The organism is Pseudomonas sp. HMSC076A11 (assembly GCF_001810205.1).
GTDB lineage: Bacteria > Pseudomonadota > Gammaproteobacteria > Pseudomonadales > Pseudomonadaceae > Pseudomonas > Pseudomonas aeruginosa.
The window spans coordinates 13,337-38,217 of the sequence record NZ_KV800318.1; the positions used below are offsets into that span (position 1 = coordinate 13,337).

General features: G+C 64.5%; 23 protein-coding genes. 7 read left to right on the forward strand and 16 right to left on the reverse strand.

The window, feature by feature from the left end; translation table 11 throughout:
* Positions 1-3 precede the first annotated feature (3 nt).
* The 3 genes from pilY1 to pilE are packed head-to-tail and all read left to right on the forward strand — an operon-like array spanning position 4 to position 4,260.
* The gene (pilY1, locus tag HMPREF2716_RS23995; protein ID WP_023518093.1) at positions 4-3,489 is read left to right on the forward strand and encodes a type 4a pilus biogenesis protein PilY1; all 3,486 of its coding nucleotides are present in this window, start codon (positions 4-6) and stop codon (positions 3,487-3,489) included.
* Position 3,490: 1 nt separating this feature from the next.
* The gene (pilY2, locus tag HMPREF2716_RS24000) at positions 3,491-3,838 is read left to right on the forward strand and encodes a type 4a fimbrial biogenesis protein PilY2 (protein WP_003161774.1); all 348 of its coding nucleotides are present in this window, start codon (positions 3,491-3,493) and stop codon (positions 3,836-3,838) included.
* Entirely contained in the window at positions 3,835-4,260 is a 426-nt protein-coding gene (pilE, locus tag HMPREF2716_RS24005; protein WP_003094721.1) for a type 4a pilus minor pilin PilE, read from the forward strand. Before pilY2 ends, pilE begins: the two co-directional genes overlap by 4 nt.
* Before the next feature lie 46 nt (positions 4,261-4,306).
* Here the strand turns inward: pilE and ispH are convergent, their stop codons facing one another.
* From ispH to murJ, 6 genes are all read right to left on the reverse strand, one after another.
* The gene (gene ispH / locus HMPREF2716_RS24010; protein WP_003094724.1) at positions 4,307-5,251 is read right to left on the reverse strand and encodes a 4-hydroxy-3-methylbut-2-enyl diphosphate reductase; all 945 of its coding nucleotides are present in this window, start codon (positions 5,249-5,251) and stop codon (positions 4,307-4,309) included.
* Positions 5,252-5,336: 85 nt separating this feature from the next.
* Positions 5,337-5,777 (reverse strand): FKBP-type peptidyl-prolyl cis-trans isomerase, encoded by a 441-nt coding sequence (gene fkpB / locus HMPREF2716_RS24015; RefSeq protein WP_003102613.1) that lies wholly within the window; start codon positions 5,775-5,777, stop codon positions 5,337-5,339.
* Complete coding sequence (gene lspA / locus HMPREF2716_RS24020) at positions 5,770-6,279, reverse strand: signal peptidase II (protein ID WP_003094728.1); 510 nt, start codon at positions 6,277-6,279, stop codon at positions 5,770-5,772. The genes fkpB and lspA overlap by 8 nt, the downstream gene beginning before the upstream one ends.
* Positions 6,272-9,103: an isoleucine--tRNA ligase gene (ileS, locus tag HMPREF2716_RS24025; protein WP_003094730.1), complete on the reverse strand. Its 2,832-nt coding sequence runs from the start codon at positions 9,101-9,103 to the stop codon at positions 6,272-6,274. The genes lspA and ileS overlap by 8 nt, the downstream gene beginning before the upstream one ends.
* Positions 9,104-9,126: 23 nt before the next feature.
* Positions 9,127-10,065 (reverse strand): bifunctional riboflavin kinase/FAD synthetase, encoded by a 939-nt coding sequence (ribF, locus tag HMPREF2716_RS24030; RefSeq protein ID WP_023518094.1) that lies wholly within the window; start codon positions 10,063-10,065, stop codon positions 9,127-9,129.
* A gap of 96 nt (positions 10,066-10,161) precedes the next feature.
* Complete coding sequence (gene murJ / locus HMPREF2716_RS24035; protein WP_023435611.1) at positions 10,162-11,700, reverse strand: murein biosynthesis integral membrane protein MurJ; 1,539 nt, start codon at positions 11,698-11,700, stop codon at positions 10,162-10,164.
* A 283-nt stretch (positions 11,701-11,983) separates the two neighbouring features.
* Between murJ and rpsT the strand changes: the two genes are divergently transcribed.
* Entirely contained in the window at positions 11,984-12,259 is a 276-nt protein-coding gene (gene rpsT, locus HMPREF2716_RS24040) for a 30S ribosomal protein S20 (protein WP_003094744.1), read from the forward strand.
* A 66-nt stretch (positions 12,260-12,325) separates the two neighbouring features.
* Here the strand turns inward: rpsT and HMPREF2716_RS24045 are convergent, their stop codons facing one another.
* The 5 genes from HMPREF2716_RS24045 to rplU all read right to left on the reverse strand — a co-directional run bounded on the left by HMPREF2716_RS24045 (position 12,326) and on the right by rplU (position 15,945).
* The gene (locus HMPREF2716_RS24045; protein ID WP_003094746.1) at positions 12,326-12,790 is read right to left on the reverse strand and encodes a CreA family protein; all 465 of its coding nucleotides are present in this window, start codon (positions 12,788-12,790) and stop codon (positions 12,326-12,328) included.
* An 11-nt stretch (positions 12,791-12,801) separates the two neighbouring features.
* Positions 12,802-13,920 (reverse strand): glutamate 5-kinase, encoded by a 1,119-nt coding sequence (gene proB / locus HMPREF2716_RS24050; protein WP_003094756.1) that lies wholly within the window; start codon positions 13,918-13,920, stop codon positions 12,802-12,804.
* 70 nt (positions 13,921-13,990) lie between these two features.
* Complete coding sequence (gene cgtA, locus HMPREF2716_RS24055) at positions 13,991-15,211, reverse strand: Obg family GTPase CgtA (RefSeq protein WP_003094758.1); 1,221 nt, start codon at positions 15,209-15,211, stop codon at positions 13,991-13,993.
* A gap of 141 nt (positions 15,212-15,352) precedes the next feature.
* Entirely contained in the window at positions 15,353-15,610 is a 258-nt protein-coding gene (gene rpmA / locus HMPREF2716_RS24060) for a 50S ribosomal protein L27 (protein WP_003094760.1), read from the reverse strand.
* A 23-nt stretch (positions 15,611-15,633) separates the two neighbouring features.
* A complete protein-coding gene (rplU, locus tag HMPREF2716_RS24065; RefSeq protein ID WP_003094761.1) occupies positions 15,634-15,945 on the reverse strand; it encodes a 50S ribosomal protein L21 in 312 nt (103 codons plus the stop codon).
* Between the two features lie 240 nt (positions 15,946-16,185).
* Here rplU and HMPREF2716_RS24070 point away from each other — a divergent pair, with 240 nt between their 5' ends.
* The 3 genes from HMPREF2716_RS24070 to HMPREF2716_RS24080 all read left to right on the forward strand — a co-directional run bounded on the left by HMPREF2716_RS24070 (position 16,186) and on the right by HMPREF2716_RS24080 (position 19,886).
* Positions 16,186-17,154: a polyprenyl synthetase family protein gene (locus tag HMPREF2716_RS24070; protein WP_003094763.1), complete on the forward strand. Its 969-nt coding sequence runs from the start codon at positions 16,186-16,188 to the stop codon at positions 17,152-17,154.
* Positions 17,155-17,291: 137 nt separating this feature from the next.
* Entirely contained in the window at positions 17,292-17,516 is a 225-nt protein-coding gene (locus HMPREF2716_RS24075; protein WP_003094765.1) for a PA4570 family protein, read from the forward strand.
* A 342-nt stretch (positions 17,517-17,858) separates the two neighbouring features.
* Entirely contained in the window at positions 17,859-19,886 is a 2,028-nt protein-coding gene (locus HMPREF2716_RS24080) for a c-type cytochrome (protein WP_003141558.1), read from the forward strand.
* A gap of 69 nt (positions 19,887-19,955) precedes the next feature.
* On the opposite strand, the gene HMPREF2716_RS24085 is transcribed toward HMPREF2716_RS24080, so the two are convergent.
* The 5 genes from HMPREF2716_RS24085 to HMPREF2716_RS24105 form a co-directional block, all read right to left on the reverse strand.
* Complete coding sequence (locus tag HMPREF2716_RS24085; RefSeq protein WP_003094769.1) at positions 19,956-20,573, reverse strand: BamJ family beta-barrel-assembly machinery protein; 618 nt, start codon at positions 20,571-20,573, stop codon at positions 19,956-19,958.
* Positions 20,574-20,657: 84 nt separating this feature from the next.
* Entirely contained in the window at positions 20,658-20,963 is a 306-nt protein-coding gene (locus tag HMPREF2716_RS24090) for a DUF6482 family protein (protein WP_003105116.1), read from the reverse strand.
* Positions 20,964-21,219: 256 nt separating this feature from the next.
* Positions 21,220-21,708 (reverse strand): TIGR00645 family protein, encoded by a 489-nt coding sequence (locus HMPREF2716_RS24095; RefSeq protein ID WP_003094773.1) that lies wholly within the window; start codon positions 21,706-21,708, stop codon positions 21,220-21,222.
* A gap of 173 nt (positions 21,709-21,881) precedes the next feature.
* Positions 21,882-22,223, reverse strand: coding sequence for a PA4575 family protein (locus HMPREF2716_RS24100; protein ID WP_003094775.1), 342 nt, complete (start codon positions 22,221-22,223; stop codon positions 21,882-21,884).
* Positions 22,224-22,373: 150 nt separating this feature from the next.
* Entirely contained in the window at positions 22,374-24,827 is a 2,454-nt protein-coding gene (locus tag HMPREF2716_RS24105) for a Lon protease family protein (protein WP_003105114.1), read from the reverse strand.
* Positions 24,828-24,881: the final 54 nt, after the last annotated feature.

A 24,881-nucleotide genomic window follows, 5' to 3' on the forward strand; every position in this document is an offset into this window, starting at 1 on the left:
CGCATGAAATCGGCACTCCACCAGATCGGCAAGACCTCGCTGGCAGCCGCGCTCAGCGGCGCCGTCCTGCTCTCCGCCCAGACCACCCACGCCGCCGCCCTGTCGGTCAGCCAGCAGCCGCTGATGCTGATCCAGGGCGTCGCCCCGAACATGCTGGTGACGCTCGACGACTCGGGCAGTATGGCGTTCGCCTATGCGCCAGACAGCATTTCCAGATATGGGAACTATACGTTCTTCGCGTCGAACAGCTTCAACCCGATGTACTACGACCCGAATACGCAGTACAAACTACCGAAGAAAGTAACCCTCTCCAACGGCCAGATTCAGGTCCAAGACTATCCGAAGCCGAGCTTCACCGCAGCGTGGCGCAATGGATTCACCCAACAGGGCCAAGTGGATCTGTCCCGCTACTACCGGCCAACTATTTCCTACAGTGGCGGCTCGAGTGCGGGCAGCGAGTCCAGCATGCACAGCTCTCGACTCGCGTTCTACTACCAGTACTCGGGCTCCGGTTGCTCCTCGACCAACGAATCCTGTTACAAGCGTGTAGATATTGTCGGAGCAGACCAGCAACAGAACTTTGCCAACTGGTATTCCTTCTACCGTACCCGCGCCCTGGCTACCCAGACCGCCGCCAACCTAGCCTTTTATAGTCTGCCGGAAAATGCGCGGATCAGTTGGCAGTTGCTGAACAACTCCTACTGCCAGATCGGCAGCGGTTCCAGCAACTGCTACAACAACTACCTGAGAGACTTCACTGGTCAACATCGGGTGAACTTCTTCAACTGGCTGGAAAATCTTTCGGTCAATGGTGGTACGCCCCTGCGCCAGGCGATGACCCGGGCAGGCGAGTTTCTCAAGAAGACCGGTGTCAACGGTCCCTATGCCTATCGCCCAGGGACCCAGACCGCGCCCGAATACAGCTGCCGGGGCAGCTATCATATCCTGATGACCGACGGTCTTTGGAACAACGACTCGGCCAGCGTAGGCAATGCCGACAGCACGAGTCGTAGCCTCCCCGATGGCAAGAGCTACAGCAGCCAGACACCCTACAGGGACGGTACGTCCAATACCCTGGCCGACCAGGCGTTCCATTACTGGGCCACCGACGCCCGGCCGGATATCGACGACAACATCAAGCCGTACATTCCCTACCCGGACCAGGCCAATCCCTCGGCGGAGTACTGGAATCCGCGCAACGATCCGGCGACCTGGCAACACATGGTGACCTACACCCTGGGCCTGGGCCTGACCACCAGCCTCACCAGCCCGAGATGGGAAGGCTCCACCTTTTCCGGCGGCTACAACGATATCGTGGCTGGCAACCTGAGTTGGCCCAGTGCTTCGAACAACAGCGCCAACAACGTCTACGACCTGTGGCACGCCGCAGTGAACTCCCGGGGCGAGTTCTTCAGCGCCGACTCGCCGGACCAACTGGTCGCGGCCTTCCAGGACATCCTCAACCGAATTTCGAGCAAGGACCTGCCGGCATCCCGCCCCGCCATCAGCTCGTCCCTGCAGGAAGACGACACTGGCGACAAGCTGACCCGCTTCGCCTACCAGACCAGCTTCGCCAGCGACAAAAACTGGGCTGGCGACCTGACCCGCTACAGCCTGACCACCCAGGACAAGGCCACCGTCCAGACCAAGCTGTGGAGCGCGCAGAGCATCCTCGACGCGATGCCCAACGGTGGAGCTGGCCGCAAGATCATGATGGCCGGATCCGGTACCTCGGGCCTCAAGGAGTTCACCTGGGGCAGCCTCAGCGCCGACCAGAAGCGGCAGTTGAACCGCGATCCGGACCGCAACGATGTCGCCGACACCAAGGGCCAGGACCGCGTGGCCTTCCTGCGCGGCGATCGCAGCAAGGAGAACAGCGACAACTTCCGCACCCGCAACTCGATCCTCGGCGATATCATCAACTCCTCGCCGGCGACGGTCGGCAAGGCCCAGTACCTGACCTACCTGGCCCAGCCGATCGAGCCCAGCGGCAACTACTCCACGTTCGCAGAAGCACAGAAAACCCGTGCCCCGCGGGTATACGTCGGCGCCAACGACGGCATGCTGCACGGTTTCGATACCGACGGTAACGAGACCTTCGCCTTCATCCCAAGCGCGGTCTTCGAGAAGCTCCACAAGTTGACCGCCCGCGGCTACCAGGGCGGCGCCCACCAGTTCTATGTCGACGGTTCGCCGGTGGTCGCCGACGCCTTCTTCGGCGGCGCCTGGCATACCGTGCTGATCGGCAGCCTGCGTGCCGGCGGCAAGGGCCTGTTCGCCCTCGACGTGACCGACCCGGCCAACATCAAGCTGCTCTGGGAAATCGGCGTGGACCAGGAGCCCGACCTGGGCTACAGCTTCCCCAAACCCACGGTCGCCCGGCTGCACAACGGCAAGTGGGCCGTGGTTACCGGAAACGGTTATTCCAGCCTGAACGACAAGGCCGCGCTGCTGATCATCGACCTGGAAACCGGGGCCATCACCCGCAAACTGGAAGTCACCGGCAGGACCGGCGTACCCAACGGTCTATCCAGCCCTCGCCTGGCAGACAACAACAGCGACGGCGTAGCCGACTACGCCTACGCCGGCGACCTGCAAGGCAACCTCTGGCGCTTCGACCTGATCGCCGGCAAGGTCAACCAGGACGATCCGTTCAGCCGAGCCAACGACGGCCCGGCGGTGGCCTCGAGCTTCAGGGTGTCTTTCGGTGGCCAACCGCTCTATTCGGCGGTCGACTCCGCTGGCGCGGCGCAAGCGATCACCGCCGCGCCCTCGCTGGTTCGCCATCCGACACGCAAGGGCTACATCGTGATCTTCGGCACCGGCAAGTACTTCGAGAACAGCGACGCCCGGGCCGATACCAGCCGCGCCCAGACGCTCTACGGCATCTGGGACCAGCAGACCAAGGGCGAAGCCGCGGGCAGCACACCCCGACTGACGCGCGGCAACCTGCAGCAACAGACCCTTGACCTCCAGGCCGACTCGACCTTCGCCTCGACCGCTCGCACCATTCGCATCGCCAGTCAGAACCCGGTCAACTGGCTGAACAATGACGGCAGCACCAAGCAGTCCGGCTGGTATCTGGACTTCATGGTCAACGGCACCCTGAAGGGCGAGATGCTGATCGAGGACATGATCGCCATCGGCCAGGTGGTGCTGCTGCAAACCATCACCCCGAACGATGACCCCTGTGCCGACGGCGCCAGCAACTGGACCTATGGCCTCGATCCCTATACCGGCGGTCGCACCAGCTTCACCGTGTTCGACCTGGCACGCCAGGGCGTCGTGGACTCGAAATCCGACTACAGCTACAACAAGCAGAACGTCGCGGTATCCGGCACCGAGCAGAAAGGCCTGGGAGGCTTGACGCTGAGCACCAACGAACAGGGCAATCCGGAAGTCTGCTCCTCGGGCGAATGCCTGACCGTGAACCCCGGACCGAACACCCGTGGCCGCCAGAACTGGCGCCCCATCGAAGGAAAGAACTGATATGAAAGCGCTGCCCCTGCTGCTGGCCCTGGCCGTCCCCGGTCACTGCTGGGCCGAAGAACCCCAGACCTTCGAAGGCGCCGGCGTGGTCTTCGAAGTCCAGGTCGAGAAGAACCTGGTGGACATCGACCACCGGCTCTACCGCCTTCCCAACAGCACCGTCAGGAACGGCATGCCCAGCCTGTTCCAGGTCAAGCCGGGCTCCGTGGTGTCCTACTCTGGCACCGTCAGCCAGCCGTGGTCCACCATCACCGATATCTACATTCACAAACAGATGAGCGAACAGGAGCTGGCCGAGATGATCGAGAAAGAACAGCCCCGCCAGGACGGGGAGGAGCAGCCCCGATGAGGACAAGACAGAAGGGCTTCACGTTGCTGGAAATGGTGGTGGTAGTGGCGGTGATCGGCATCCTCCTCGGCATCGCCATTCCCAGTTACCAGAACTACGTGATCCGCTCCAACCGCACCGAGGGCCAGGCGCTGCTCTCGGACGCGGCCGCGCGCCAGGAACGCTACTACTCGCAGAACCCCGGGGTCGGCTACACCAAGGACGTGGCCAAGCTGGGCATGAGTTCGGCCAACTCGCCGAACAACCTGTACAACCTCACCATAGCGACGCCCACCAGCACCACCTATACCCTGACCGCCACGCCGATCAACTCGCAGACCCGCGACAAGACCTGCGGCAAGCTGACCCTCAATCAGCTCGGCGAACGCGGCGCAGCCGGCAAGACCGGCAACAACAGCACCGTCAACGACTGCTGGCGCTGAAACGAAAGAGCCCCTCTACAAGAGGGGCTCTTTCATTGCGCACGGTTCACAAAGCCTTGACCCGCAGTTCCTTGGGCATCGAGAAGGTAATGTTCTCCTCCCGCCCCTCCAGTTCCTGCTCCTCCGACGCCCCCCACTCGCGTAGCTGGGCGATCACGCCGCGCACCAGCACTTCCGGCGCGGAAGCGCCTGCGGTGATTCCGATGCGACGCACACCGTCGAACCAGCCGCGTTGCATGTCCTCGGCGCCGTCGATCAGGTAGGCCGGCGTGCCCATCCGCTCGGCGAGTTCGCGCAGGCGGTTGGAGTTGGAACTGTTGGGGCTGCCCACCACCAGGACCATGTCGCACTGGTCGGCCAGTTCCTTCACGGCATCCTGGCGGTTCTGGGTGGCATAGCAGATGTCGTTCTTGCGCGGTCCCTGGATCTGTGGGAACTTGGCGCGCAGGGCATCGATGACCTTCGAGGTGTCGTCCATCGACAGGGTCGTCTGGGTCACGTAGTGCAGGGCTTCGGGCTTGCGCACCTCCAGCGCGGCGACGTCGGCCTCGTCCTCCACCAGGTAGATGGCACCACCGTTGCTGGCATCGTACTGGCCCATGGTGCCTTCCACCTCGGGGTGCCCTTCATGCCCGATCAGCACGCATTCGTGGCCGTCGCGGCTGTAGCGCACCACTTCCATGTGCACCTTGGTCACCAGCGGGCAGGTCGCGTCGAAAACCTTCAGGCCGCGCCCCTCGGCTTCCTTGCGGACCGCCTGGGAAACGCCGTGGGCGCTGAAGATGACGATGACGTTGTCCGGCACCTGATCGAGTTCCTCGACGAAGATGGCGCCGCGCTGGCGCAGGTTGTCCACGACGAACTTGTTGTGCACCACCTCGTGACGCACGTAGATCGGCGGGCCGAAGACATCGAGGGCACGGTTGACGATCTCGATGGCGCGATCCACGCCGGCGCAGAAGCCGCGGGGATTGGCGAGTTTGATTTGCATGGCGGTCTCGTGGGCGACGCGGTGATTGGACGAATGAACCTTGCTACCGCCCTCCCCGCTTGGGAAGGGCGCAGCGACCGGCGGTTCAGGCCGGCTGGACGTCGATGATCTCGACTTCGAAGGCCAGGGTCTTGCCGGCCAGCGGATGATTGAAGTCGACGGTCACCTGCTGCTCATCGAACGCCTTGACCACGCCCGGCAGTTCGGTCTTGGCCGCGTCGTTGAAGATCACCAGCAGGCCCTCGGCCAGCTCCATGTCCTGGAACTGGTCGCGCGGCATGATCTGCACGTTCTGCGGATTCGGCTGGCCGAAACCCTGCTCGGGAAGAATGCTCAGGGTGCGCTTGTCGCCAGCCTTCAAGCCGAACAGCGCCTGTTCGAAGCCCGGCAGCAGGTTGCCGTCGCCGACCTTGAACGAGGCCGGCTGCTTGTCGAAGGTGCTGTCGACGACGTTGCCGTCCTCCAGCTTGAGGGCGAAATGCAGGGTGACGCGGCTCTCCTGGCCAATGCGGGTCGACTCAGCCATGGGCGGCTTCTCCGGATTTCTTCGATCTGAACATGTCGAGCGCCAGCATGACGGCGCCGACGGTGATGGCGCTATCGGCCAGGTTGAACGCCGGGAAGTACCAGCGGTTCTGCCAGTGCACCAGGATGAAGTCCACCACGTGGCCAAGGACCATGCGGTCGTAGAGGTTGCCCAGGGCGCCGCCGAGCACCAGCGCCAGGGCGATGGCCAACCAGGTCTCGCCTTTCTTCAGGCGTTTCAGCCAGACCACCAGGATCGCGCTGACGACGATGGCGATCAGGGCGAACAGCCAGCGCTGCCAGCCCGAGCTGTCGGCCAGGAAGCTGAAGGCGGCACCGGTGTTGTAGGCCAGGGTCCAGCTGAACAGATCGGGGATCACCACGATCTGCTGGTACATGCTCAGTTCGGCCTGGAAGAACGCCTTGCTGAGCTGGTCGAGGACGAACACCAGCACGGTGATCCACAACCAGGGCAAGCGCCCGAAACGATCGACCTCAGGCATAGTGGCGAACCTCGCCGCTGCCTTCGATGTTCTCGATGCAGCGACCACACAGGTCAGGATGCGCAGCGTGCTGACCGACGTCCTCGCGATGGTGCCAGCAACGACCGCACTTGGCGTGGGTCGACTTGACCACTTTCAGCTTGAGGCCGGCGACTTCGCTGTCCACCGCGTCGGCCGGAGCCGCCGACAGCGGCGCCAGGGTCGCGGTCGAGGTGATCAGGACGAAGCGTAGCTCGTTGCCCAGCTTGGCCAATTGGGCCTGCAGCGCGTCTTCCGCATACAGGGTGACCTCGGCCTGCAGGTTGCCGCCCACGGCCTTGGCCGCGCGCTGGTTCTCCAGCTCCTTGTTGACCGCGGCCTTCACCGCCATGACCTGTTCCCAGTACTGGCGATTCAGCGTCACGTCGGCCGGCAGTTCGCTGAGGCCGTCGTACCAGGTGGCGAGCATTACCGACTCGGCGCGCTCGCCGGGCAGGAACTTCCAGACTTCCTCGGCGGTGAACGCCAGGATCGGGGCGATCCAGCGCACGAGGGCCTCGGCGATGTGGAACAGTGCGGTCTGGCAGGAGCGCCGGGCGACGCTGTTGGCGCCGGTGGTGTACTGGCGGTCCTTGATGATGTCCAGGTAGAACCCGCCCAGCTCCTGTACGCAGAAGTTGTGCACCTTGGAATAGACGTTCCAGAAGCGGTACTCGCGGTACGCCTCTTCGATCTCGCGCTGCAAGAGCAGGGCGCGGTCGACCGCCCAGCGATCCAGGGCCAGCATTTCCTGGGGCGGCAGCAGATCCGTGGCCGGATCGAAACCGTTCAGGTTGGACAGCAGGAAGCGCGTGGTATTGCGGATCCGCCGGTAGGCATCGGCGCTGCGCTGGAGAATCTGCTGGGATACCGCGATCTCGCCCGAGTAATCGGTCGAGGCTACCCACAGGCGCAGGATGTCGGCGCCCAGGGTATCGATGACGGTCTGCGGCACCACGGTATTGCCCAGTGACTTGGACATCTTGCGGCCGGACTCGTCGACGGTGAAACCGTGGGTCAGCAACTGGCGGTACGGCGCATGGTTGTCGATCGCGCAGCCGGTCAGCAGCGAGGAGTGGAACCAGCCGCGGTGCTGGTCGGAACCTTCCAGGTAGAGATCGGCGACCGGGCCGCTGGCATGGCCGATCCGGTGGGAACCACGCAGCACGTGCCAGTGGGTGGTGCCGGAGTCGAACCAGACGTCCAGGGTGTCGTTGATCTTGTCGTACTGCGCGGCCTCCTCGCCGAGCAACTCGGCGGCGTCGAGCTTGAACCAGGCTTCGATGCCTTCCTTCTCGACTCGCTGCGCGACCTCTTCCATCAGCTCGACGGTGCGTGGATGCAGTTCGCCGCTGGCCTTGTGCAGGAAGAACGGGATCGGTACGCCCCAGTTGCGCTGGCGCGAGATGCACCAGTCGGGACGCCCGGCGATCATTCCGTGCAGGCGCGCCTGGCCCCAGCCCGGGACGAATTCGGTCTGGGTGATGGCTTCCAGCGCTCGCTCGCGCAGGGAAGCACCCTGCCTGGGCTGCTTGTCCATGCCGACGAACCACTGCGCGGTGGCGCGATAGATCAGCGGCGTCTTGTGCCGCCAGCAGTGCATGTAGCTGTGATTGATGGTTTCGTGGGCCAGCAGGCTGCCGACCTCTTCCAGCTTGGCCACCACGTTGGGGTTGGCCTTCCAGATGAACTGGCCGCCGAAGAACGGCAACGAGTCGACGTAGACGCCGTTGCTCTGCACCGGGCTGAGGATGTCGTCGTTGCTCATCCCGTAGCGCTTGCAGGTATAGAAGTCGTCTTCGCCGTAGGCCGGCGACGAGTGGACGATACCGGTGCCGGCGTCGAGGGCCACGTAGTCGGCCAGGTAGACCGGCGACAGGCGCTCGTAGAACGGATGGCGGAAGTTGATCAGTTCCAGCGCCTCGCCCTTGGCGGTGGCGACCACCTTGCCCTCGCGCTGGTAGCGCGCCAGGCAGGACTCGACCAGGGCCTCGGCCAGCACCAGGTAGCGATCGCCGGCATCGACCAGCGCGTAGTCGATCTCCGGATGCACGTTCAGCGCCTGGTTGGCCGGGATGGTCCAGGGCGTGGTGGTCCAGATGACGATCTGCGCCGGCTTGTCCAGGGCCGCCAGGCCGAAGGCCGCGGCCAGCTTGTCGGCATCCGCCACCGGGAAGCCGACGTCTATGGTCGGCGACTTCTTGTCGGCGTACTCGACCTCGGCCTCGGCCAGCGCCGAACCACAGTCGAAGCACCAGTTGACCGGCTTCAGGCCCTTGAACACGAAGTCCTGCTTGACCATTTCCGCGAGGGCGCGGATTTCGTTCGCCTCGTTGGCGAAATTCATGGTCTTGTAGGGGTTGTCCCACTCGCCGAGCACGCCCAGGCGGATGAAGTCGGCCTTCTGCCCTTCGATCTGCTCGGCTGCGTATTCGCGGCACAGTTCGCGGGTCTTGTCCGCCGGAAGATTCTTGCCGTGGGTGGTCTCGACCTTGTGCTCGATGGGCAGGCCGTGGCAATCCCAGCCCGGCACATAGGGCGCGTCGTAGCCCGCCAGGGTCTTGGAGCGGACAATGATGTCCTTGAGAATCTTGTTGACCGCGTGACCGATGTGAATGCTGCCGTTGGCGTACGGAGGGCCATCGTGCAGGACGAACTTCGGACGGTCGCCGCCAATGGCCCGCAGCTTCTGGTACAGACCGATGTCGTTCCAGAACTTCAGGGTTTCCGGCTCGCGCTGGGGCAGGCCGGCTTTCATTGGGAAGGCGGTTTCCGGAAGGTTTAGCGTCGCTTTGTAGTCGGTCATCTCAGGGCCTGTTCAGGATCTCTTCAATCAAGCGGTTGGCCCAGCCAGTAGGCCCGGGCGGCGGCGATATCCGCGAGAATCGCCGCCTTGAGTGCCTCCAGGGAGGCAAAACGCTGCTCGTCGCGCAGCTTCTGGTGGAAGGTCACCTGCAGATGCCGGCCGTATAGATCGCCGGCGAAATCGAGCAGGTGCACTTCCAGATGGGGACGGCCGTCGCCGTTCACCGAAGGGCGGGTGCCGATGTTCGCCACCCCCTGGCAACGCTGGCCATCGACCAGCGTACTGACCAGGTAGACCCCGTTCAACGGCGCCTTGCGCCGTTTCAGTTGAATGTTGGCCGTGGGCGAGCCCAGTTGCCGGCCGAGTTTCTGTCCATGCAGGACCCGTCCGCTCAGGCTGAAGGGACGCCCCAGAAGGCGCTCGGCGAGATGCAGGTCGCCCTCGGACAGGGCCTGGCGGACCCGCGTGCTGCTCACCCGCACGCCGTCCAGTTCAACGGTGGCGGCCGCCTCGACGGTGAACCCCTGCTCGCGACTGGCGTTCACCAGGAAGGCGAAGTCACCGGAGCGGTCGCAGCCGAAACGGAAATCGTCGCCCACTTCAAGGTGCCGCACCGCCAGTCCATCGACCAGGACCTGGCGGACGAACTCGGCTGCCGACAGCTCGCGCAAGCGGCGGTTGAAGGCCAGGCAGAGCACCACGTCGACGCCCTGCCCACGCAGCAACTCGAGTTTCTCGCGCAGGCGGGTCAGACGCACCGGCGCCGAATCGGGGGAGAAGAACTCGCGCGGCTGCGGCTCGAAAATCACCACGCAGCTGGGTACGCCCAGCTCCAGCGAGCGCTCGCGCAGACGCGCCAGGATAGCCTGGTGCCCGAGGTGGACGCCGTCGAAGTTACCGATGGTGGCGACGCAGCCCCCGGCCAGGGGCTGCAGGTTGTGTAGTCCGCGAAGCAGCTGCATAGCACGCTTATTGCTCAGAAAGTGGTCGATTATACGCGTACCGGGCGCCGGACAACAGGCAAAACGGCATGATCCCGCCGCCAGCCCGGACGCGCTTCACAGCACCGCCCGACGGGAAAAGTCGCGCAGGCGGAAACCCAGCAGCGCGAGCATACCGAAATAGGCCAGGAGACCGGCAACCACCAGCAGGCCGAGGCGCAGGAATCGCTCCAGCATGGCGCCCTGCTCCCAGGCCGGCAGCCAGTGCATCGTGGCCAGCAGTACCGCCGACATCACCAGCACCGCGACCACCAGCTTGACCAGGAACTTCGCCCAGCCCGGTTGCGGCAGGTACAGACGCTGCTTGCGCAGTTGCCAGTAGAGCAGCCCGGCATTCAGGCAGGCGGCCAGGCCGATGGACAGGGCCAGGCCGGCATGCTGAAGCGGGCCGATGAAGGCCAGGTTCATCAGTTGGGTGGAAACCAGGGTGAAGAGCGCGATCTTCACTGGCGTACGGATGTTCTGCTGGGCATAGAAGCCCGGCGCCAGAACCTTGACCAGGATGATGCCGAGCAGGCCGACGGAGTAGGCGACCAGCGCGCGCTGGGTCATCGCCGCGTCCACCGTGGTGAACTTGCCGTACTGGAACAGCGAGACGGTCAGAGGTTCGGCGAGGATCGCCAGGGCCAGCGAACAGGGCAGCACCAGCAGGAAGCACAGGCGCAGGCCCCAGTCGAGCAGGCGCGAGTACTCATGGCGATCCTTGTTCGAATAGGTCTTCGCCAGCATCGGCAGGAGGATCGTCCCCAGCGCCACGCCCAATACGCCGGAAGGCAGCTCCATCAGGCGGTCGGCGTAGTACATCCAGGACACCGAACCGGCTGCCAGGAACGAGGCGAAGATGGTGTTGATGATCAGCGAGATCTGGCTCACCGAGACCCCCAGGATCGCCGGCAGCATCAGCTTCATCACCCGCCAGACACCGCTGTCCCTGAGGTTCAGGCGCGGCAGCACGAGCATGCCGATCTTCCTCAGGTGCGGCAGCTGATAGAGGAGCTGCAACAGGCCGCCGGCCAGCACCGCCCAGCCCAGCACCATGACCGGCGGATCGAAATAAGGCGTGAGGAACAGCGCGAAGCCGATCATTGCGACGTTCAGCAGGGTCGGCACGAAGGCCGGCACAGAGAAGCGGTTCCAGGTGTTGAGGATCGCGCCGGCCAGGGACGACAGCGAGATCAGCAATATATAAGGAAAGGTCACCCGCAGCAGGTCGGTGGTCAGGGCGAACTTTTCCGGGGTATCGGCGAAGCCCGGCGCGGTGACCCAGATAACCCAGGGCGCGGCGAGGATGCCGAGCGCCGTGACCAGCGCCAGCACCAGCGTGAGCAAGCCGGAAACGTAGGCGATGAAGGTCCGCGTCGCCTCCTCGCCCTGCTGGTTCTTGTACTCTGCCAGGATCGGCACGAAAGCCTGGGAAAACGCCCCTTCGGCGAAGATCCGCCGCAACAGGTTGGGCAGCTTGAAGGCGACGAAAAAGGCGTCGGTGGCGAGGCCGGCACCGAAGATCCGCGCCAGGATGGTATCGCGGACGAAGCCGAGGACCCGCGACAGCATGGTGATGGAACTCACCGCCGCCAATGATTTGAGAAGATTCATGGATGTCGGGCTGCCGGCATGTCGAAATTGATCCTGTCCAAGACCGCGACCGGCCGGGCCGGTTCATCGCGCGAGTGCGCCCTCGCCGCCGAACGGCGGTCCGCAAGGGCGCGCCGAGTGTAGAATGCGCGCCGGAATAAATCACCCGCAAGAAAGCAGGCGACATCCGTCGCCGATCTTTCCGGCCGCATGCGCAGCCCCTTGACAACCCCTGGAGGCAACGGCATTATTCGCGGCCTTAATTTGTTCGCTATTTACCCAGTTTTTTTCGAGGAGCTCGACGGTGGCCAACACACCTTCCGCCAAAAAACGCGCCAAACAGGCTGAGAAGCGTCGCAGCCACAACGCCAGCCTGCGCTCCATGGTGCGCACCTACATCAAGAACGTCGTGAAAGCCATCGACGCCAAGGACCTGGAAAAAGCCCAGGCCGCCTTCACCGCCGCTGTACCGGTGATCGACCGCATGGCTGACAAAGGCATCATCCACAAGAACAAGGCTGCTCGTCACAAGAGCCGTCTGAGCGGCCACATCAAGGCCCTCAGCACCGCTGCCGCCTAAGGCACGCCTTGCTCGAATAAAAAACCGGCCAATGGCCGGTTTTTTATTGCCCGCGACTCGCTCGCCTCAGCGAGCGGTCGGCCAGGGCATGAGGGGAATCGCCGTCACCGCGTTCTGCGGACTACCTTCGATCACCCGGTCGCTGTAGACCAGATAGACCAAGGCATTGCGCTTGCGATCGAAGAAGCGCACCACCTGCATGCTTTTGAACACCAGCGAAGTGCGCTGCTTGAACACCTCTTCGCCATCCTTGAGTTCACCACTGAACTGGATCGGCCCCACCTGGCGACAGGCGATCGACGCCTCGGCGCGATCCTCCGCCAGCCCCAGGCCGCCCTTGACCCCACCGGTCTTGGCGCGCGACAGATAGCAGGTCACGCCCTGCACCTTGGGATCGTCGAAAGCCTCGACGACAATCTTGTCGTTCGGCCCGACCCACTTGAACACCGTGGAAACCTCGCCGATCTCCTCCGCCCCGGCAAGCGCCGGCAACAGCAGCAGACCACCCAGCAACCCCGCGAGCTTGCGCATTCGCCCTCTCCTCAGACCAGAACCAGATTGTCGCGATGCACCAGCTCCGGCCCATCCACGTAGCCGAGCAAGGCCTCGATGGCATCCGTCGGCTGACCGAGGATCTTCTGCGCCTCCAGCGCACTGTAGTTGACCAGGCCGCGCGCCACTTCGCGCCCACCCTGGTCCACACAGACCACCATCTCGCCGCGACGGAAGCTGCCCTGGACCGCCTTGACCCCAACCGGCAACAGGCTCTTGTGATCCTGGCTCACCGCCTTCACCGCCCCATCGTCCAGCACCAGGGTGCCGCGCATCTGCAAGTGGCCGGCCAGCCATTGCTTGCGCGCCGCCTTGCGACTGCGATCAGGAGTCAACAGGGTGCCGAGGCGTTCGCCGGCGCGCAGGCGGTCGAGGACACGCTCGATACGCCCACCGACGATCACCGTATGCCCGCCGGAACGCGCCGCCAGGCGCGCCGCCCGCAGCTTGGTCTGCATTCCGCCGCGCCCCAGGGCGCCGGCACTGCCGCCGGCCACCGCATCGAGCTGCGGATCGTCGGCACGCGCCTCGTAGATCAGTTGGGCATCGGGATTGTTGCGCGGATCGGCGTCGAACATACCGTCGCGATCGGTAAGGATCACCAGCAGGTCGGCCTCGACCAGGTTGGCCACCAGTGCCGCCAGGGTGTCGTTGTCGCCGAAGCGGATCTCGTCGGTGACCACCGTGTCGTTCTCGTTGATCACCGGGACCACGCCCAGCTCGACCAGGGTCCGCAGGGTGCTGCGGGCGTTCAGGTAGCGCTTGCGGTCGGAGAGGTCGTCATGGGTCAGCAACACCTGGGCGGTCTGCAGGCCATGCAGGGCGAAGCTGGACTCCCAGGCCTGCACCAACCCCATCTGTCCCACCGAGGCGGCGGCCTGGAGTTCGTGCATCGCGCTAGGTCGGGACACCCAGCCCAGGCGGCTCATACCGGCGGCGACGGCGCCGGACGACACCAGCACCAGCTCGATGCCGGCGCAATGCAGCGCCACCATCTGCTCGACCCAAACGGCCATGGCATTGCGATCCAGCCCACGGCCATCGGCCGTCAGCAGGGCGCTACCGATCTTCACCACCCAGCGCCGCGCGCCAGTCACCTTGTCCCGCATACCCTCAACCTTAGAAGCCCAGGCTTCGACTCTTCAGCCCCGCCGGCCCGCCCGGCGGGGTATCACGCCATCAGGGAACGTAGAAGATCTCCGGACCGTCGCCGTCGTCTTCCTCATCATCGAAATCATCGTCATCCACCGCACCGGCGTTCTTCAGACCCGAACGCCGCAGCGCGCGCGCATCGTCCAGGGCCTGCAGACGGGCCCGCGCCTCGTCCTCGATACGCCGGTCGAGTTCGGCCAGCTCCTCGGCATACTGCGGATCCTCTTCCAGGCGCAAGGTACGCTCGTCGAGATAGCGCATGATGTCCTGGCTGAGCGCCTCGGTGCCATCGCGCTCCAGGGCGGAGATCACATAGACCGGGCCTTCCCAGCCCAACCGCTCGATCACCGCCTGCTTGCGCGCCTCGCGCTCGGCCGGATCGAGGATCTGGTCCATCTTGTTCAGCACCAGCCAGCGCTCGCGCTCGGTCAGCGCCGGACTGAAGCGACCCAGCTCGCGAACGATGACCTCGGCGGCATCGGCCGGATCGCTTTCGTCCAGCGGCGCCATGTCCACCAGATGCAGGAGGATACGGGTCCGCGCCAGATGCTTGAGGAAGCGGATGCCCAGCCCGGCGCCTTCGGCGGCACCTTCGATCAGGCCGGGAATGTCGGCGACCACGAAGCTCTTGTAGCGACCGACGCTGACCACGCCGAGGTTCGGCACCAGGGTGGTGAACGGATAGTCGGCCACCTTCGGCTTGGCCGCGGACACTGCACGGATGAAAGTGCTCTTGCCGGCATTCGGCAGTCCCAGCAGGCCGACGTCGGCCAGCACCTTCAGTTCCAGCTTGAGGTCACGCGCCTCGCCCGGCTTGCCCGGGGTGGTCTGGCGCGGCGCCCGATTGGTACTGGATTTGAAACGGGTGTTACCGAGGCCGTGCCAGCCGCCCTGAGCGACCATCAGCCGCTGACCGGGCTCGGTCAGGTCGCCGATGATTTCCTGGGTATTGGCGTCGATCACGGTGGTACCGACCGGCACCGGCAGGATCAGGTCGTCGCCCTTGGCCCCGGTGCAGTCCTTGCTGCCGCCGTTCTCGCCGCGCTGGGCATCGAAACGGCGGGTGTAGCGATAGTCGACCAGGGTGTTCAGGTTGACGTCGGCTTCCAGATAGATGGAACCGCCGTCGCCACCGTCGCCGCCGTTGGGACCGCCCTTTTCGATGAACTTCTCGCGACGAAAGCTCATGAGGCCATTGCCGCCGTCACCGGCTTTCACGTGGATTGATACTTCATCGACGAATTTCATGGATACGCCTCCCACCACGAGGGCGGGTTAACAGAAAAAAACATAGGATACAGGATGCCCCGAAAGCAGGGCATGGCCGGAAGCCGGCGCAGAAACAAAAAAGCCCCGTCGCGAGACAGGGCTTTTTCAGCGAGCTATTGCTTAGGCAGCAACGATGCTCACGTATTTGCGACCAAAGGCGCCTTTGGTCTCAAACTTGACCACGCCGTCCACTTTCGCGAACAGGGTGTGGTCCTTGCCCAGGCCAACGCCGTAACCGGCGTGGAATTTGGTGCCGCGCTGACGAACCAGGATGTTGCCAGCCTTTACAGCCTGGCCGCCGAACAGTTTCACGCCAAGGCGTTTACTTTCTGAGTCGCGGCCGTTGCGGGTAGAACCGCCAGCTTTTTTGTGTGCCATGAGTCATATCCTCCAGAAAGGAATTAGGCCTGAATGCCGGTGATCTTGATTTCAGTGAACCACTGGCGGTGGCCCTGACGCTTCATGTGGTGCTTACGACGGCGGAACTTGATGATGCGGACCTTGTCGTGACGGCCGTGGGAAACCACTTCAGCGGTAACCTTCGCACCTTCGACGACCGGCAGGCCGATTTTCACGTCTTCGCCATTGGCAACCAGCAGGACGCGGTCGAAATCGATCGCTTCGCCGGTAGCGACGTCGAGTTTCTCGACCTTGAGGAATTCGCCTTCGGTGACTTTGTGCTGCTTGCCACCGGTAACAATCACTGCGTACATGTGTATCTCCGTTAAACCTGCTCACCCGACGCTTTATAGAAGTAGGAATCGGCCGGCATGGCTGCATGGGGTCGGATCGGACGCCCGTGCAATTGCGTAAGGCAGGGTATGCCAAGGAAGTTCAGGGCCCGCGATTGTACGGAAAGGTCCAGGCCGAGGCAAGTGCCACGGGCCTTTCCTTGACAGTCCCCCCCCTGCCACCTAGCATGCCGCGCAATCTTTGTGGAGCTATTGTCACTGATGCAACCCCAGGCCTTCTACCGCGTGGTGGCGGAAGATTTCACCGCCGTCGACGGGATCATCCGTCGCCAACTCACCTCCCGCGTTCCCCTGGTGGAAAAGATCGGCGACTACATCATCTCCGCCGGCGGCAAGCGCCTGCGCCCGCTGCTGGTCCTGCTCGCCGGCAAGACCCTGGGCTACAAGGGCGACGACCTCTGCCTGCTGGCCGCCACCATCGAATTCCTGCACACCTCCACTCTGCTGCACGACGACGTGGTCGACGCCTCCGGCCTGCGCCGCGGCCGCTCCACCGCCAATGCCCTGTGGGGCAACGCGCCGAGCGTGCTGGTAGGCGACTTCCTTTATGCCCGCTCCTTCGAAATGATGGTCGAGCTGGGTTCCATGCCGGTCATGCGCATCATATCCCAGGCCACCCGGGTGATCGCCGAGGGCGAAGTGCTGCAATTGTCCAAGGTACGCGACGCCAGCACTACCGAAGAGACCTACATGGAAGTGATCCGCGGCAAGACCGCGATGCTTTTCGAGGCCTCGACCCACAGCGCCGCCGCGCTGTGCCAGGCCGGCGAGGAACAGTCCGAGGCACTGCGCCGCTTCGGCGACTACCTGGGAATCGCCTTCCAGCTGGTGGACGACCTGCTCGACTACCGCGGCGACGCCGCGACCCTCGGCAAGAACGTCGGCGACGACCTCGCCGAAGGCAAGCCCACCCTGCCGCTGATCGTCACCATGCGCGACGGCACCGAGGAACAGGCCGCGCTGGTACGCAAAGCCATCCAGCAAGGTGGCAGCCAGGACCTGGAGAGCGTCTGTGCCGCCGTCGAGGCAGCCGGCGCCCTGGACTATACCGCCAACCTCGCCCGCGACTACGCCGCCCGCGCCATCGCCTGCCTGGATACGCTGCCGGACAACGAATACCGCTCCGCCCTGGTCGAACTCAGCGAATTCGCTGTCGCCCGAACCCACTGAACCGGGCTCGACTTGTGACGAACGCCGCCGTTTTCACGGCGGCGTTTTCGTTTTGCGACGAAAGGCACGATCAAGACTTGCTATTACGATAATAAGAATTATTCTCATCTCACAGTCTTGTCACGGAGATGAGCGCCATGACTTATTTGATCGATGCCTGGCTTGATCGGCCACACCCCTACCTGCGGATCCTGCACCGGGAAACCGGGGAAATCTGCGCAGTCCTGGAAGAAGACGCGCTGGACGAACTGCGTGACCAGGGCGGCCTTGACCTGCACGAGTTGAACTCGAGCGAACCGCTGATCCTCAAGGAGCTGGTACGCAACCTGTTCCTCTTCTGCTACGCCCGCGCCCTGCGCTGAGCCTTTGCGATGACGCCAGGACGCGTCATCCGTGCGCCGCTGCCCGGGAGGCGGATCGCACGAACGGAGGCAAAGGCGCCTCCGGCCGGTTCCGGGAAGGTCACGGACGACCTTCCCGGAGTCACTTTCCTCATGTCCCGGTCTTTCCGCAACGCCTCGCCCGAGCACGCCGGCAGCTCCTCGCCGCGACAGGGATTCCTGCCTGATCCACATCAAGCCGACCTCGCCTGAAAGCCGTTACAACAGCGGCGTGACCGTCGTCCTGTCGACGGCCGCATAACGAAAAAAAGAATGGACCGTGGCCGAGGGGACCGCCCCAGGCCTACGCCTAAGGATGAGGAAATGCCTGCTTCTTTCCCGCGCCTCGGCTTGCTCGGCGCGCTGTGCTCCATCGTTCCCCTGCTCCATGCCAGCGAACCGACCACGGACGCTGCGCTCATCGAAAAAGGCCGCTACGTGGCCCAGCTCGGCGACTGCATCGCCTGCCATACCGGCCCGCAGGGCGCGCCGATGGCCGGCGGCCTGGAGCTGAAGACGCCAATGGGTACCATCTACTCGACCAACATCACTCCCGACCGGGAGACCGGCATCGGCCGCTACAGCTTCGAAGAGTTCGACCGCGCCATGCGCAAGGGGGTGACCGCCGAGGGAGTGAATCTCTATCCGGCGATGCCCTACCCGTCCTACGCCAAGATCAGCGAAGAAGACATGCGTGCGCTGTACGCCTACCTGATGCACGGCGTGCAACCCGTCACCCAGGCGAATACGCCGAGCGCGATGAGCTGGCCGTTCAACCAGCGCTGGGGCCTGTCGCTGTGGAACTGGGCGTTCCTCGACGACGCGCCGTTCACCCCCTCCAGCGACGCGGACCCGGTGATCAACCGCGGCGCCTACCTGGTACAGGGGCTCGGCCACTGCGGCGCCTGCCATACTCCGCGCGGCATCGCCTTCCAGGAAAAAGCCATGAGCGAAGCCGGTCGTTCCGGGCAGTTCTACCTCGCCGGAGAAACCGTCGAACAATGGCAAGCCCTGAGCCTGCGCAACCTGTGGACGGTGGAGGACACCGTGCAGTTGCTGAAGACCGGGCAGAACCGCTTCGCCACGGTGTCCGGCAGCATGACCGATGTCATCCACCACAGCACCCAGCACTTCAGCGACGACGATCTGCTGGCCATCGCCAGCTACCTGAAGTCCCTGCCGGCCGGCAAGGACGACCTGCCCATGCCCGACAGCGAACGCCCACTGGCAGCACCGGTCGACCTGTACAGCTCGCGGGGCGGTCTCGGCTACGCGCAGTTCTGCTCCGACTGCCACCGCAAGGACGGCAGCGGCGTCCCGGGCATGTTCCCGCCGCTGGCCGGCAACCCCACGGTCGCTTCGGCCAACCCGAGCACGCTACTGCATATCACCCTTACCGGTTGGAAAACCGCGCAGACCGCAACCCACTCGCGGGTCTACACCATGCCCGGCTTCGCCCAGCTGGAAGACCGCGAAATCGCCGAGATCCTCAGCTTCGTCCGCAGCAGTTGGGGCAACCAGGGTTCGTCGATCGATGCCGGCCAGGTGAAGAAACTGCGCCAGCGGATCGAGGCCGGCAACGGCCCGGCCACGACCTTCGTCTCTCCACGCCTGGCGGACATGCTCGCGGCGCCGAACGCCGAACAGGTGGTACGCGGCATGCGCCTGCACCTGGAGACCCGCGAGCTGCTGCCGGCGAACGTCGGCAACCAGTTGAACTGCACCAGTTGCCACCTGAACGCCGGAACCGTAGCCGACGGCTCGCCCTTCGTCGGCGTCTCGGCGTTCTTCCCCAGCTACGCGCCCCGGGCGGGCAAGGTCATCGGCCTGGAGGAACGCATCAACGGCTGCTTCCGGCGCTCGATGAACGGTAAGCCTCTGCCGCCGGACTCTGCCGACATGCAGGCGATGGTGGCCTACTTCGACTGGATGAAGAACAACACCCGGCCGCAGGACAAGGTCGCCGGCCGCGGCGTCGGCAAGGTCGACCCGGCGCTGAAGCCCGACCCGGAGAACGGCCGCAAGGTCTACGCCCGACAATGCGCGGTGTGTCATGGCGAGAATGGCGAGGGGCTGAGGAACAGTGCCGGCGAGATGCTCTTCCCACCGCTGTGGGGCGACGAGTCGTTCAATATCGGCGCCGGCATGGCGCGGACCTTCACCGCTGCCGCCTTCGTCAAGCACAACATGCCGATCGGCTTCCAGGAACGCTTCCCGCTCGGCCAGGGCGGCCTCAGCGACCAGGACGCAGTGGACGTCGCGGAGTACTTTTCGCACCAGCCGCGCCCGGACTTCCCGGACAAGATCAAGGACTGGCCGAAGGACAAGCGTCCGCTGGATGCCCGCTACTGATGCCGCCATGAAAAACGCCCCGTCGATGCGTCGACGGGGCGTTTCGCTCCTTCCTGGGGCCGATGCGCCTCAGAGGATTTCCAGCAGTTCGACGTCGAACACCAGCACGCTGTGCGGGGGAATGCTGCCGACGGCCTGGCCGCCATAGGCCAGTTCGCTCGGTACGTGCAGGCGCCACTTGGAGCCGGCGTTCATCAGTTGCAGCGCTTCGACCCAGCCGGCGATCACGCCGCCCACCGGGAACTCGGCCGGCTGGCCGCGCTGGTAGGAGCTGTCGAATACGGTGCCGTCGATCAGGGTGCCGTGGTAGTGGGTGCGCACGGTATCCTCGCGGGAAGGCTTGGCGCCCTCGCCAGTGCTCAGCACTTCGAACTGCAGGCCCGAGGGCAGCACGGTCACGCCTTCGCGCTTGGCGTTCTCGGCCAGGTAGGCGCGGCCTTCGCCAGCGGCGGCTTCGGCCTTGGCCTGGGCTTCGGCCTGCATGCGCTCGCGGATCACCTGGAAGCTGGCCGACAGCGCCTCGCCGGAAACCCGGCTGTCGATACCTGCGAACGCATCGGACAGGCCGGCCAGGACTGCGTCCAGGGTCATGCCCGGAACCGGATTCTCGCGCAGTTGGTCGCCCAGTTGACGGCCGATGCCGTAGCTGACACGGGCTTCGTCAGTGGTCAGGTTGAGTTCGCTCATGGCGGTGCTCCGCTGTGGGGTCGAAAAAGGGCGGCCAGCCTAGCACAGAAGGCCCTTCCCCCCTACCGGCGCAGCCGCTTGTGCTCAACCCTGGCGGATCGACAGCGGCAGCCCGCCGATAAACGAACCCGACTCGGCCAGGAGTCCACACATCTCGTCATCGACATCGGCGCACACCAACTCCACCGGAACCCTGTCCAGCCCGCGCAGTACCTGGCGCGCATGCTCCACGGAGCGCAGGCTGACCGGCTGGCCGAGATCGTCCTCCACCGGATAGGCGCGGTCGCCCATCTGCGCCTCCAGGACATAGATGCCGCCCTCCAGCGACACCAGGTGCAAGGCGTCGATATGTCCGGCCTGGACCCGGCCGGCGAGATCCTGCATGTTCATCGCGAACCTCTCGAGGTTGCGCAGGCAGCGGAAGCCTCCAGGTTTCCGCCAACCGCCTCGGTCCCGACAGCGCCGGCCCGATTCCCGGCATCGTCCGGCCGGCAGGCCCCGACGATGCGAAGGACGCCCGCTCCCGGCGTCCGCCCGATATCACAGGAAAGTCTTGCCCAGGCGGCAGGCAACGCAAGCCGGAAACGCCGCCGCCCGTCCGTTTTACAACGGCCGGGCGGCGCGAGCGAAACACTGGAGAGGGTCGTCAGTGACGGGTCTGCTTATCCAGGTAGCCCATGGCGAACGCCGAGAGCACGAAGGTCATGTGGATGATCACGTACCACATCAGCTTGTTGTCCGGCACATTCTTCGCGTCCATGAAGATGCGCAACAGGTGGATCGAAGAGATCGCCACGATGGAGGCGGCCACCTTGTTCTTCAGCGAGCCGGAATCCATCTTGCCCAGCCAACTGAGCTTTTCCTTGCCTTCGTCGATGTCCAGTTGCGAAACGAAGTTCTCGTAGCCGGAGATCATCACCATGACCAACAGGCCGCCAACCAGAGCCATGTCGATCAGTGAGAGCAGGACCAGGATCAGGTCGGCCTCGGCCATCGCGAAGATGTTCGGGATGACGTGGAATATTTCCTGGAAGAACTTGATGGTCAACGCCAGCAGCGCCAGCGACAGGCCCATGTAGATGGGAGCCAGCAGCCAGCGCGAGGCGTACATGGCGTTTTCGAAAAAGCGTTCCATGGTCTCTTGTGTGTATGTGCAGGGGGAAATGGGGCGGCGAGTATAACGCAGCGGCCGGCGGTTTTTATCCAGAAAATCTGTGGATAAATATGTGCACCGAGCCGGGATGGATCCCGCCAGCGATGATGGCACGGGGCCTCGGCCGGATTGCTCAGGCTTTGCCCAGGCGCCGCTCAGGATTCCGGGCGAAACAGGTAGTCGCCGACATGCGGCCGTCGTTCGCCATTGAGTCGGCGCAGTTCGCCCTGCAGGTGCAAGCGCCAGATCGGCGGGTCGACGGCTTCGATATAGCCTTGCTGGGCCAGGCAGTCGGCAATCGCCTGCAACACCCCTTCGGCCACCAGCGGTCCGTGGAAGGGGCCCTGGGCCTTGATCGCCGAAGGCTGGGAGCCGGACATGCCGGCGGCGCAAAGCAGGGTCCAGAGTCCGTTCTCTCCGGCCAGCGGCCTGACCACGCATTCGATTCGCGTGGTCAGCCCCAGACAAGGGCGGATGAGGCAGAGGTTACGCGGCATGGCGGCATCCTCACGGGGGTTCCCAGTTTTGAGCCTACACCTGCCGCCAGGTTCCGCATAGCGCCGGCGGGAACTTGTCCACAGGGCTGAAACGCACGAGGGCGGGGCTTTCCAGCCCCGCCCTCGACAGGTTCCGACAGCGCGCCAGGCTCAGTCCTTCTTCGCCGCGGCCTTGTCCTTCGCCACGACGGTCTCTTTCTCCGCCGGTTTGTCCTTTTCCTTGTCGTCCTCTTCCATGCCGAGTTCGGATATCTCCTGCAAGCGCGCCACGACCAGATCGTTCACGCTGCCTTTCGGGAAGCGTCCCTTCTCGTCCTGGGCACCGACCGGCTTGCCCACCAGCAGCGCCAGCGCCTCGTCCACCTCGCGCACCGCGTAGACGTGGAACTGCCCGGCGCGCACCGCCTGCAACACGCGCTCGTCGAGCATCAGGGTAGTGACGTTGGCGCGCGGGATGATCACACCCTGTTCGCCGGTCAGGCCGCGCGCTTCGCAGAGGCGGAAGAAGCCCTCGATCTTCTCGTTGACGCCGCCGACCGCCTGCACCTCGCCGAACTGGTTGATCGAGCCGGTAATGGCGAAGCACTGCTTCAAGGGCGTCCGCGACAGCGCCGAGATCAGCGTGCAGACCTCGCCCAGCGAGGCGCTGTCGCCGTCCACGTAGCCGTAGGATTGTTCCAGGGCGATGCTGGCGGAGATTTCCAGGGGGAACTCCTGGGCGTAGCGGCTACCCAGGTAGCCGGTAAGGATCATCACGCCCTTGGAGTGGATCGGCTGGCCGAGGTTGACTTCGCGCTCGATATCGACGATGCCGCTGCTGCCCGGATAGACGGTCGCGGAAATCCGCGCCGGCACGCCGAACACCGAGTCGCCCACCTCCAGCACGGTCAGTCCGTTGCACTTGCCGACCGCGGCGCCAGCGGTGTCGATCAGGATGATCCCCGCCAGCATGTCGTCGAGGATCCGCGCCGACACTCGTCCGGTGCGGGTCTGCTTGGCCTTGAGGGCACGCTCGATGTGGCCGAGCTGGATCACCTCCTCGTTCGCCAGCTGACGGATGAAATCGGCTTCGCTGACCAACTGGAACAGGTCGCCGATCCGTGCCGAAAGCCGCCCCTGGTGCTCGGCCAGGCGCGCGCTGTAGGTCGCCAGTCGCGCCACCGCCGCGCCGCTGAGGGGCGCCATGCCCTCTTCCGAGGTGCGCGTCTTGAGCAACTGGGCGAACTGTTCGAGGCTGTCCTCGCCCAGCGGGATGTCCTCGTCGAAGTCCACCAGCACCCGGAACATCTCCTGGAAGTCCGGATCGAGGTCCTGCAGGGTGTAGTAGATCTGCCGCGAGCCGATGATGATCACCTTCAGTTGCAGCGGGATCACCTGGGGGGTCAGGGAAACCGCAGCCAGGCGGCCGAGTTCGGCCAGCGGCGACTCCATCTTCAACTGGCGCGACTGCAGGGCACGCTTGAGCGCGTCCCAGACGAACGGCTCGCCAAGCATCTTTTCCGCTTCCAGGATCAGGAAGCCGCCGTTGGCCCGGTGCAGCGCCCCCGGACGCAACTGCCGGTAGCTGGTGTAGAGCGCCCCCTGGTCCGAGCTGTACTCGATGCGGCCGAACAGGTTGTCGTAGGTCGGGTGCGACTCGAACACCACCGGCGCGCCGCTGGTCGCGTGGTGGACGATGGCCTGGTTCGGCGCGTACTGCTCGATCAGCCCTTGCTTGCGCTGGGCGTCGGTGCGGCTGTCGTCGACCAGTTGGTCGACCACGGTCTTCAGCAGGTTCAGTTGCATCGCCTGCAGGTAGGCGCAGACGCCCGGGTTGTTGTTGTACTTCTCCACCAGAGGCGCCAGCAGGGGCTGCAGGGCCAGGGTGATGGTTTCCTCGTTGAGCTCGCGCAACTGGTTGCTCGACTCGCGCTTCCACTGCGGCAGGCTCGCCAGTTCCTCGTTGAGGTACTCCTCGAGGGCGGCGATATCCTTGTGGAAACGCTCGCGCTCGGCTTCGGGCAACTGGGCGAATTCGGCCTCGTCGAGGGCCTTGCCGTCCTTCATCGGGGTGAAGGCGACGTTGGCGCTGTCGCGGTACAGCGCCACGTCCTTCTCCAGGGCGCGCCGCTCCACCGAGTCCAGGGCGCGGTCGTAGCGCTGGTTGAAAGCGCGGTCGACGGCGTTCTTCTTCTGCTGGTAGGCCGGATGTTCGAAGACCGCCGGGAAGGTCGACATCAGGTTGTCGATCAGGCGGTCGATGTCGGCGCTGAATTCGGTCGCGCTGCCCGGCGGCAGCTCGATCACCCGAGGTTCGCGCGGTTCGTCGAAATTGTTCAGGTAGACCCAGTCGGAGGGCGTGGCGACGCGCTTGCCCTCGGCTTGCAGGTAGCGTTTGACGAAGGAGAAGCGTCCGGTCCCCGGCTCGCCCATGACGAATACGTTGTAACCCGGACGCGGCATCGCCACACCGAACTGCAGCGCCTCGACCGCACGCTCCTGGCCCAGCACGCCGCGGAAGGGCTCCAGGTCATCGGTGGTGTCGAAGGCGAATTGCTCGGGAGCGAACGGGCGGGTCAGTTCTTCTGGCGCCAGGCGCAGGCCGGCAGCGACGGAATCGGGCATCGGGAATCCTTGCATCGGGCGGCAGATCGCCGCGGGGTGTCGTCGCCCGCATTC

Excerpts from the sequence above, each read along its gene's own strand:
- pilY1 (WP_023518093.1), top strand. The coding sequence starts at position 4 with ATGAAATCGGCACTCCACCAGATCGGCAAGACCTCGCTGGCAGCCGCG.
- pilY2 (WP_003161774.1), top strand. The coding sequence starts at position 3,491 with ATGAAAGCGCTGCCCCTGCTGCTGGCCCTGGCCGTCCCCGGTCACTGC.
- pilE (WP_003094721.1), top strand. The coding sequence starts at position 3,835 with ATGAGGACAAGACAGAAGGGCTTCACGTTGCTGGAAATGGTGGTGGTA.
- ispH (WP_003094724.1), bottom strand. The coding sequence starts at position 5,251 with ATGCAAATCAAACTCGCCAATCCCCGCGGCTTCTGCGCCGGCGTGGAT.
- fkpB (WP_003102613.1), bottom strand. The coding sequence starts at position 5,777 with ATGGCTGAGTCGACCCGCATTGGCCAGGAGAGCCGCGTCACCCTGCAT.
- lspA (WP_003094728.1), bottom strand. The coding sequence starts at position 6,279 with ATGCCTGAGGTCGATCGTTTCGGGCGCTTGCCCTGGTTGTGGATCACC.
- ileS (WP_003094730.1), bottom strand. The coding sequence starts at position 9,103 with ATGACCGACTACAAAGCGACGCTAAACCTTCCGGAAACCGCCTTCCCA.
- ribF (WP_023518094.1), bottom strand. The coding sequence starts at position 10,065 with ATGCAGCTGCTTCGCGGACTACACAACCTGCAGCCCCTGGCCGGGGGC.
- murJ (WP_023435611.1), bottom strand. The coding sequence starts at position 11,700 with ATGAATCTTCTCAAATCATTGGCGGCGGTGAGTTCCATCACCATGCTG.
- HMPREF2716_RS24045 (WP_003094746.1), bottom strand. The coding sequence starts at position 12,790 with ATGCGCAAGCTCGCGGGGTTGCTGGGTGGTCTGCTGCTGTTGCCGGCG.
- proB (WP_003094756.1), bottom strand. The coding sequence starts at position 13,920 with ATGCGGGACAAGGTGACTGGCGCGCGGCGCTGGGTGGTGAAGATCGGT.
- cgtA (WP_003094758.1), bottom strand. The coding sequence starts at position 15,211 with ATGAAATTCGTCGATGAAGTATCAATCCACGTGAAAGCCGGTGACGGC.
- rpmA (WP_003094760.1), bottom strand. The coding sequence starts at position 15,610 with ATGGCACACAAAAAAGCTGGCGGTTCTACCCGCAACGGCCGCGACTCA.
- rplU (WP_003094761.1), bottom strand. The coding sequence starts at position 15,945 with ATGTACGCAGTGATTGTTACCGGTGGCAAGCAGCACAAAGTCACCGAA.
- HMPREF2716_RS24070 (WP_003094763.1), top strand. The coding sequence starts at position 16,186 with ATGCAACCCCAGGCCTTCTACCGCGTGGTGGCGGAAGATTTCACCGCC.
- HMPREF2716_RS24075 (WP_003094765.1), top strand. The coding sequence starts at position 17,292 with ATGACTTATTTGATCGATGCCTGGCTTGATCGGCCACACCCCTACCTG.
- HMPREF2716_RS24080 (WP_003141558.1), top strand. The coding sequence starts at position 17,859 with ATGCCTGCTTCTTTCCCGCGCCTCGGCTTGCTCGGCGCGCTGTGCTCC.
- HMPREF2716_RS24085 (WP_003094769.1), bottom strand. The coding sequence starts at position 20,573 with ATGAGCGAACTCAACCTGACCACTGACGAAGCCCGTGTCAGCTACGGC.
- HMPREF2716_RS24090 (WP_003105116.1), bottom strand. The coding sequence starts at position 20,963 with ATGAACATGCAGGATCTCGCCGGCCGGGTCCAGGCCGGACATATCGAC.
- HMPREF2716_RS24095 (WP_003094773.1), bottom strand. The coding sequence starts at position 21,708 with ATGGAACGCTTTTTCGAAAACGCCATGTACGCCTCGCGCTGGCTGCTG.
- HMPREF2716_RS24100 (WP_003094775.1), bottom strand. The coding sequence starts at position 22,223 with ATGCCGCGTAACCTCTGCCTCATCCGCCCTTGTCTGGGGCTGACCACG.
- HMPREF2716_RS24105 (WP_003105114.1), bottom strand. The coding sequence starts at position 24,827 with ATGCCCGATTCCGTCGCTGCCGGCCTGCGCCTGGCGCCAGAAGAACTG.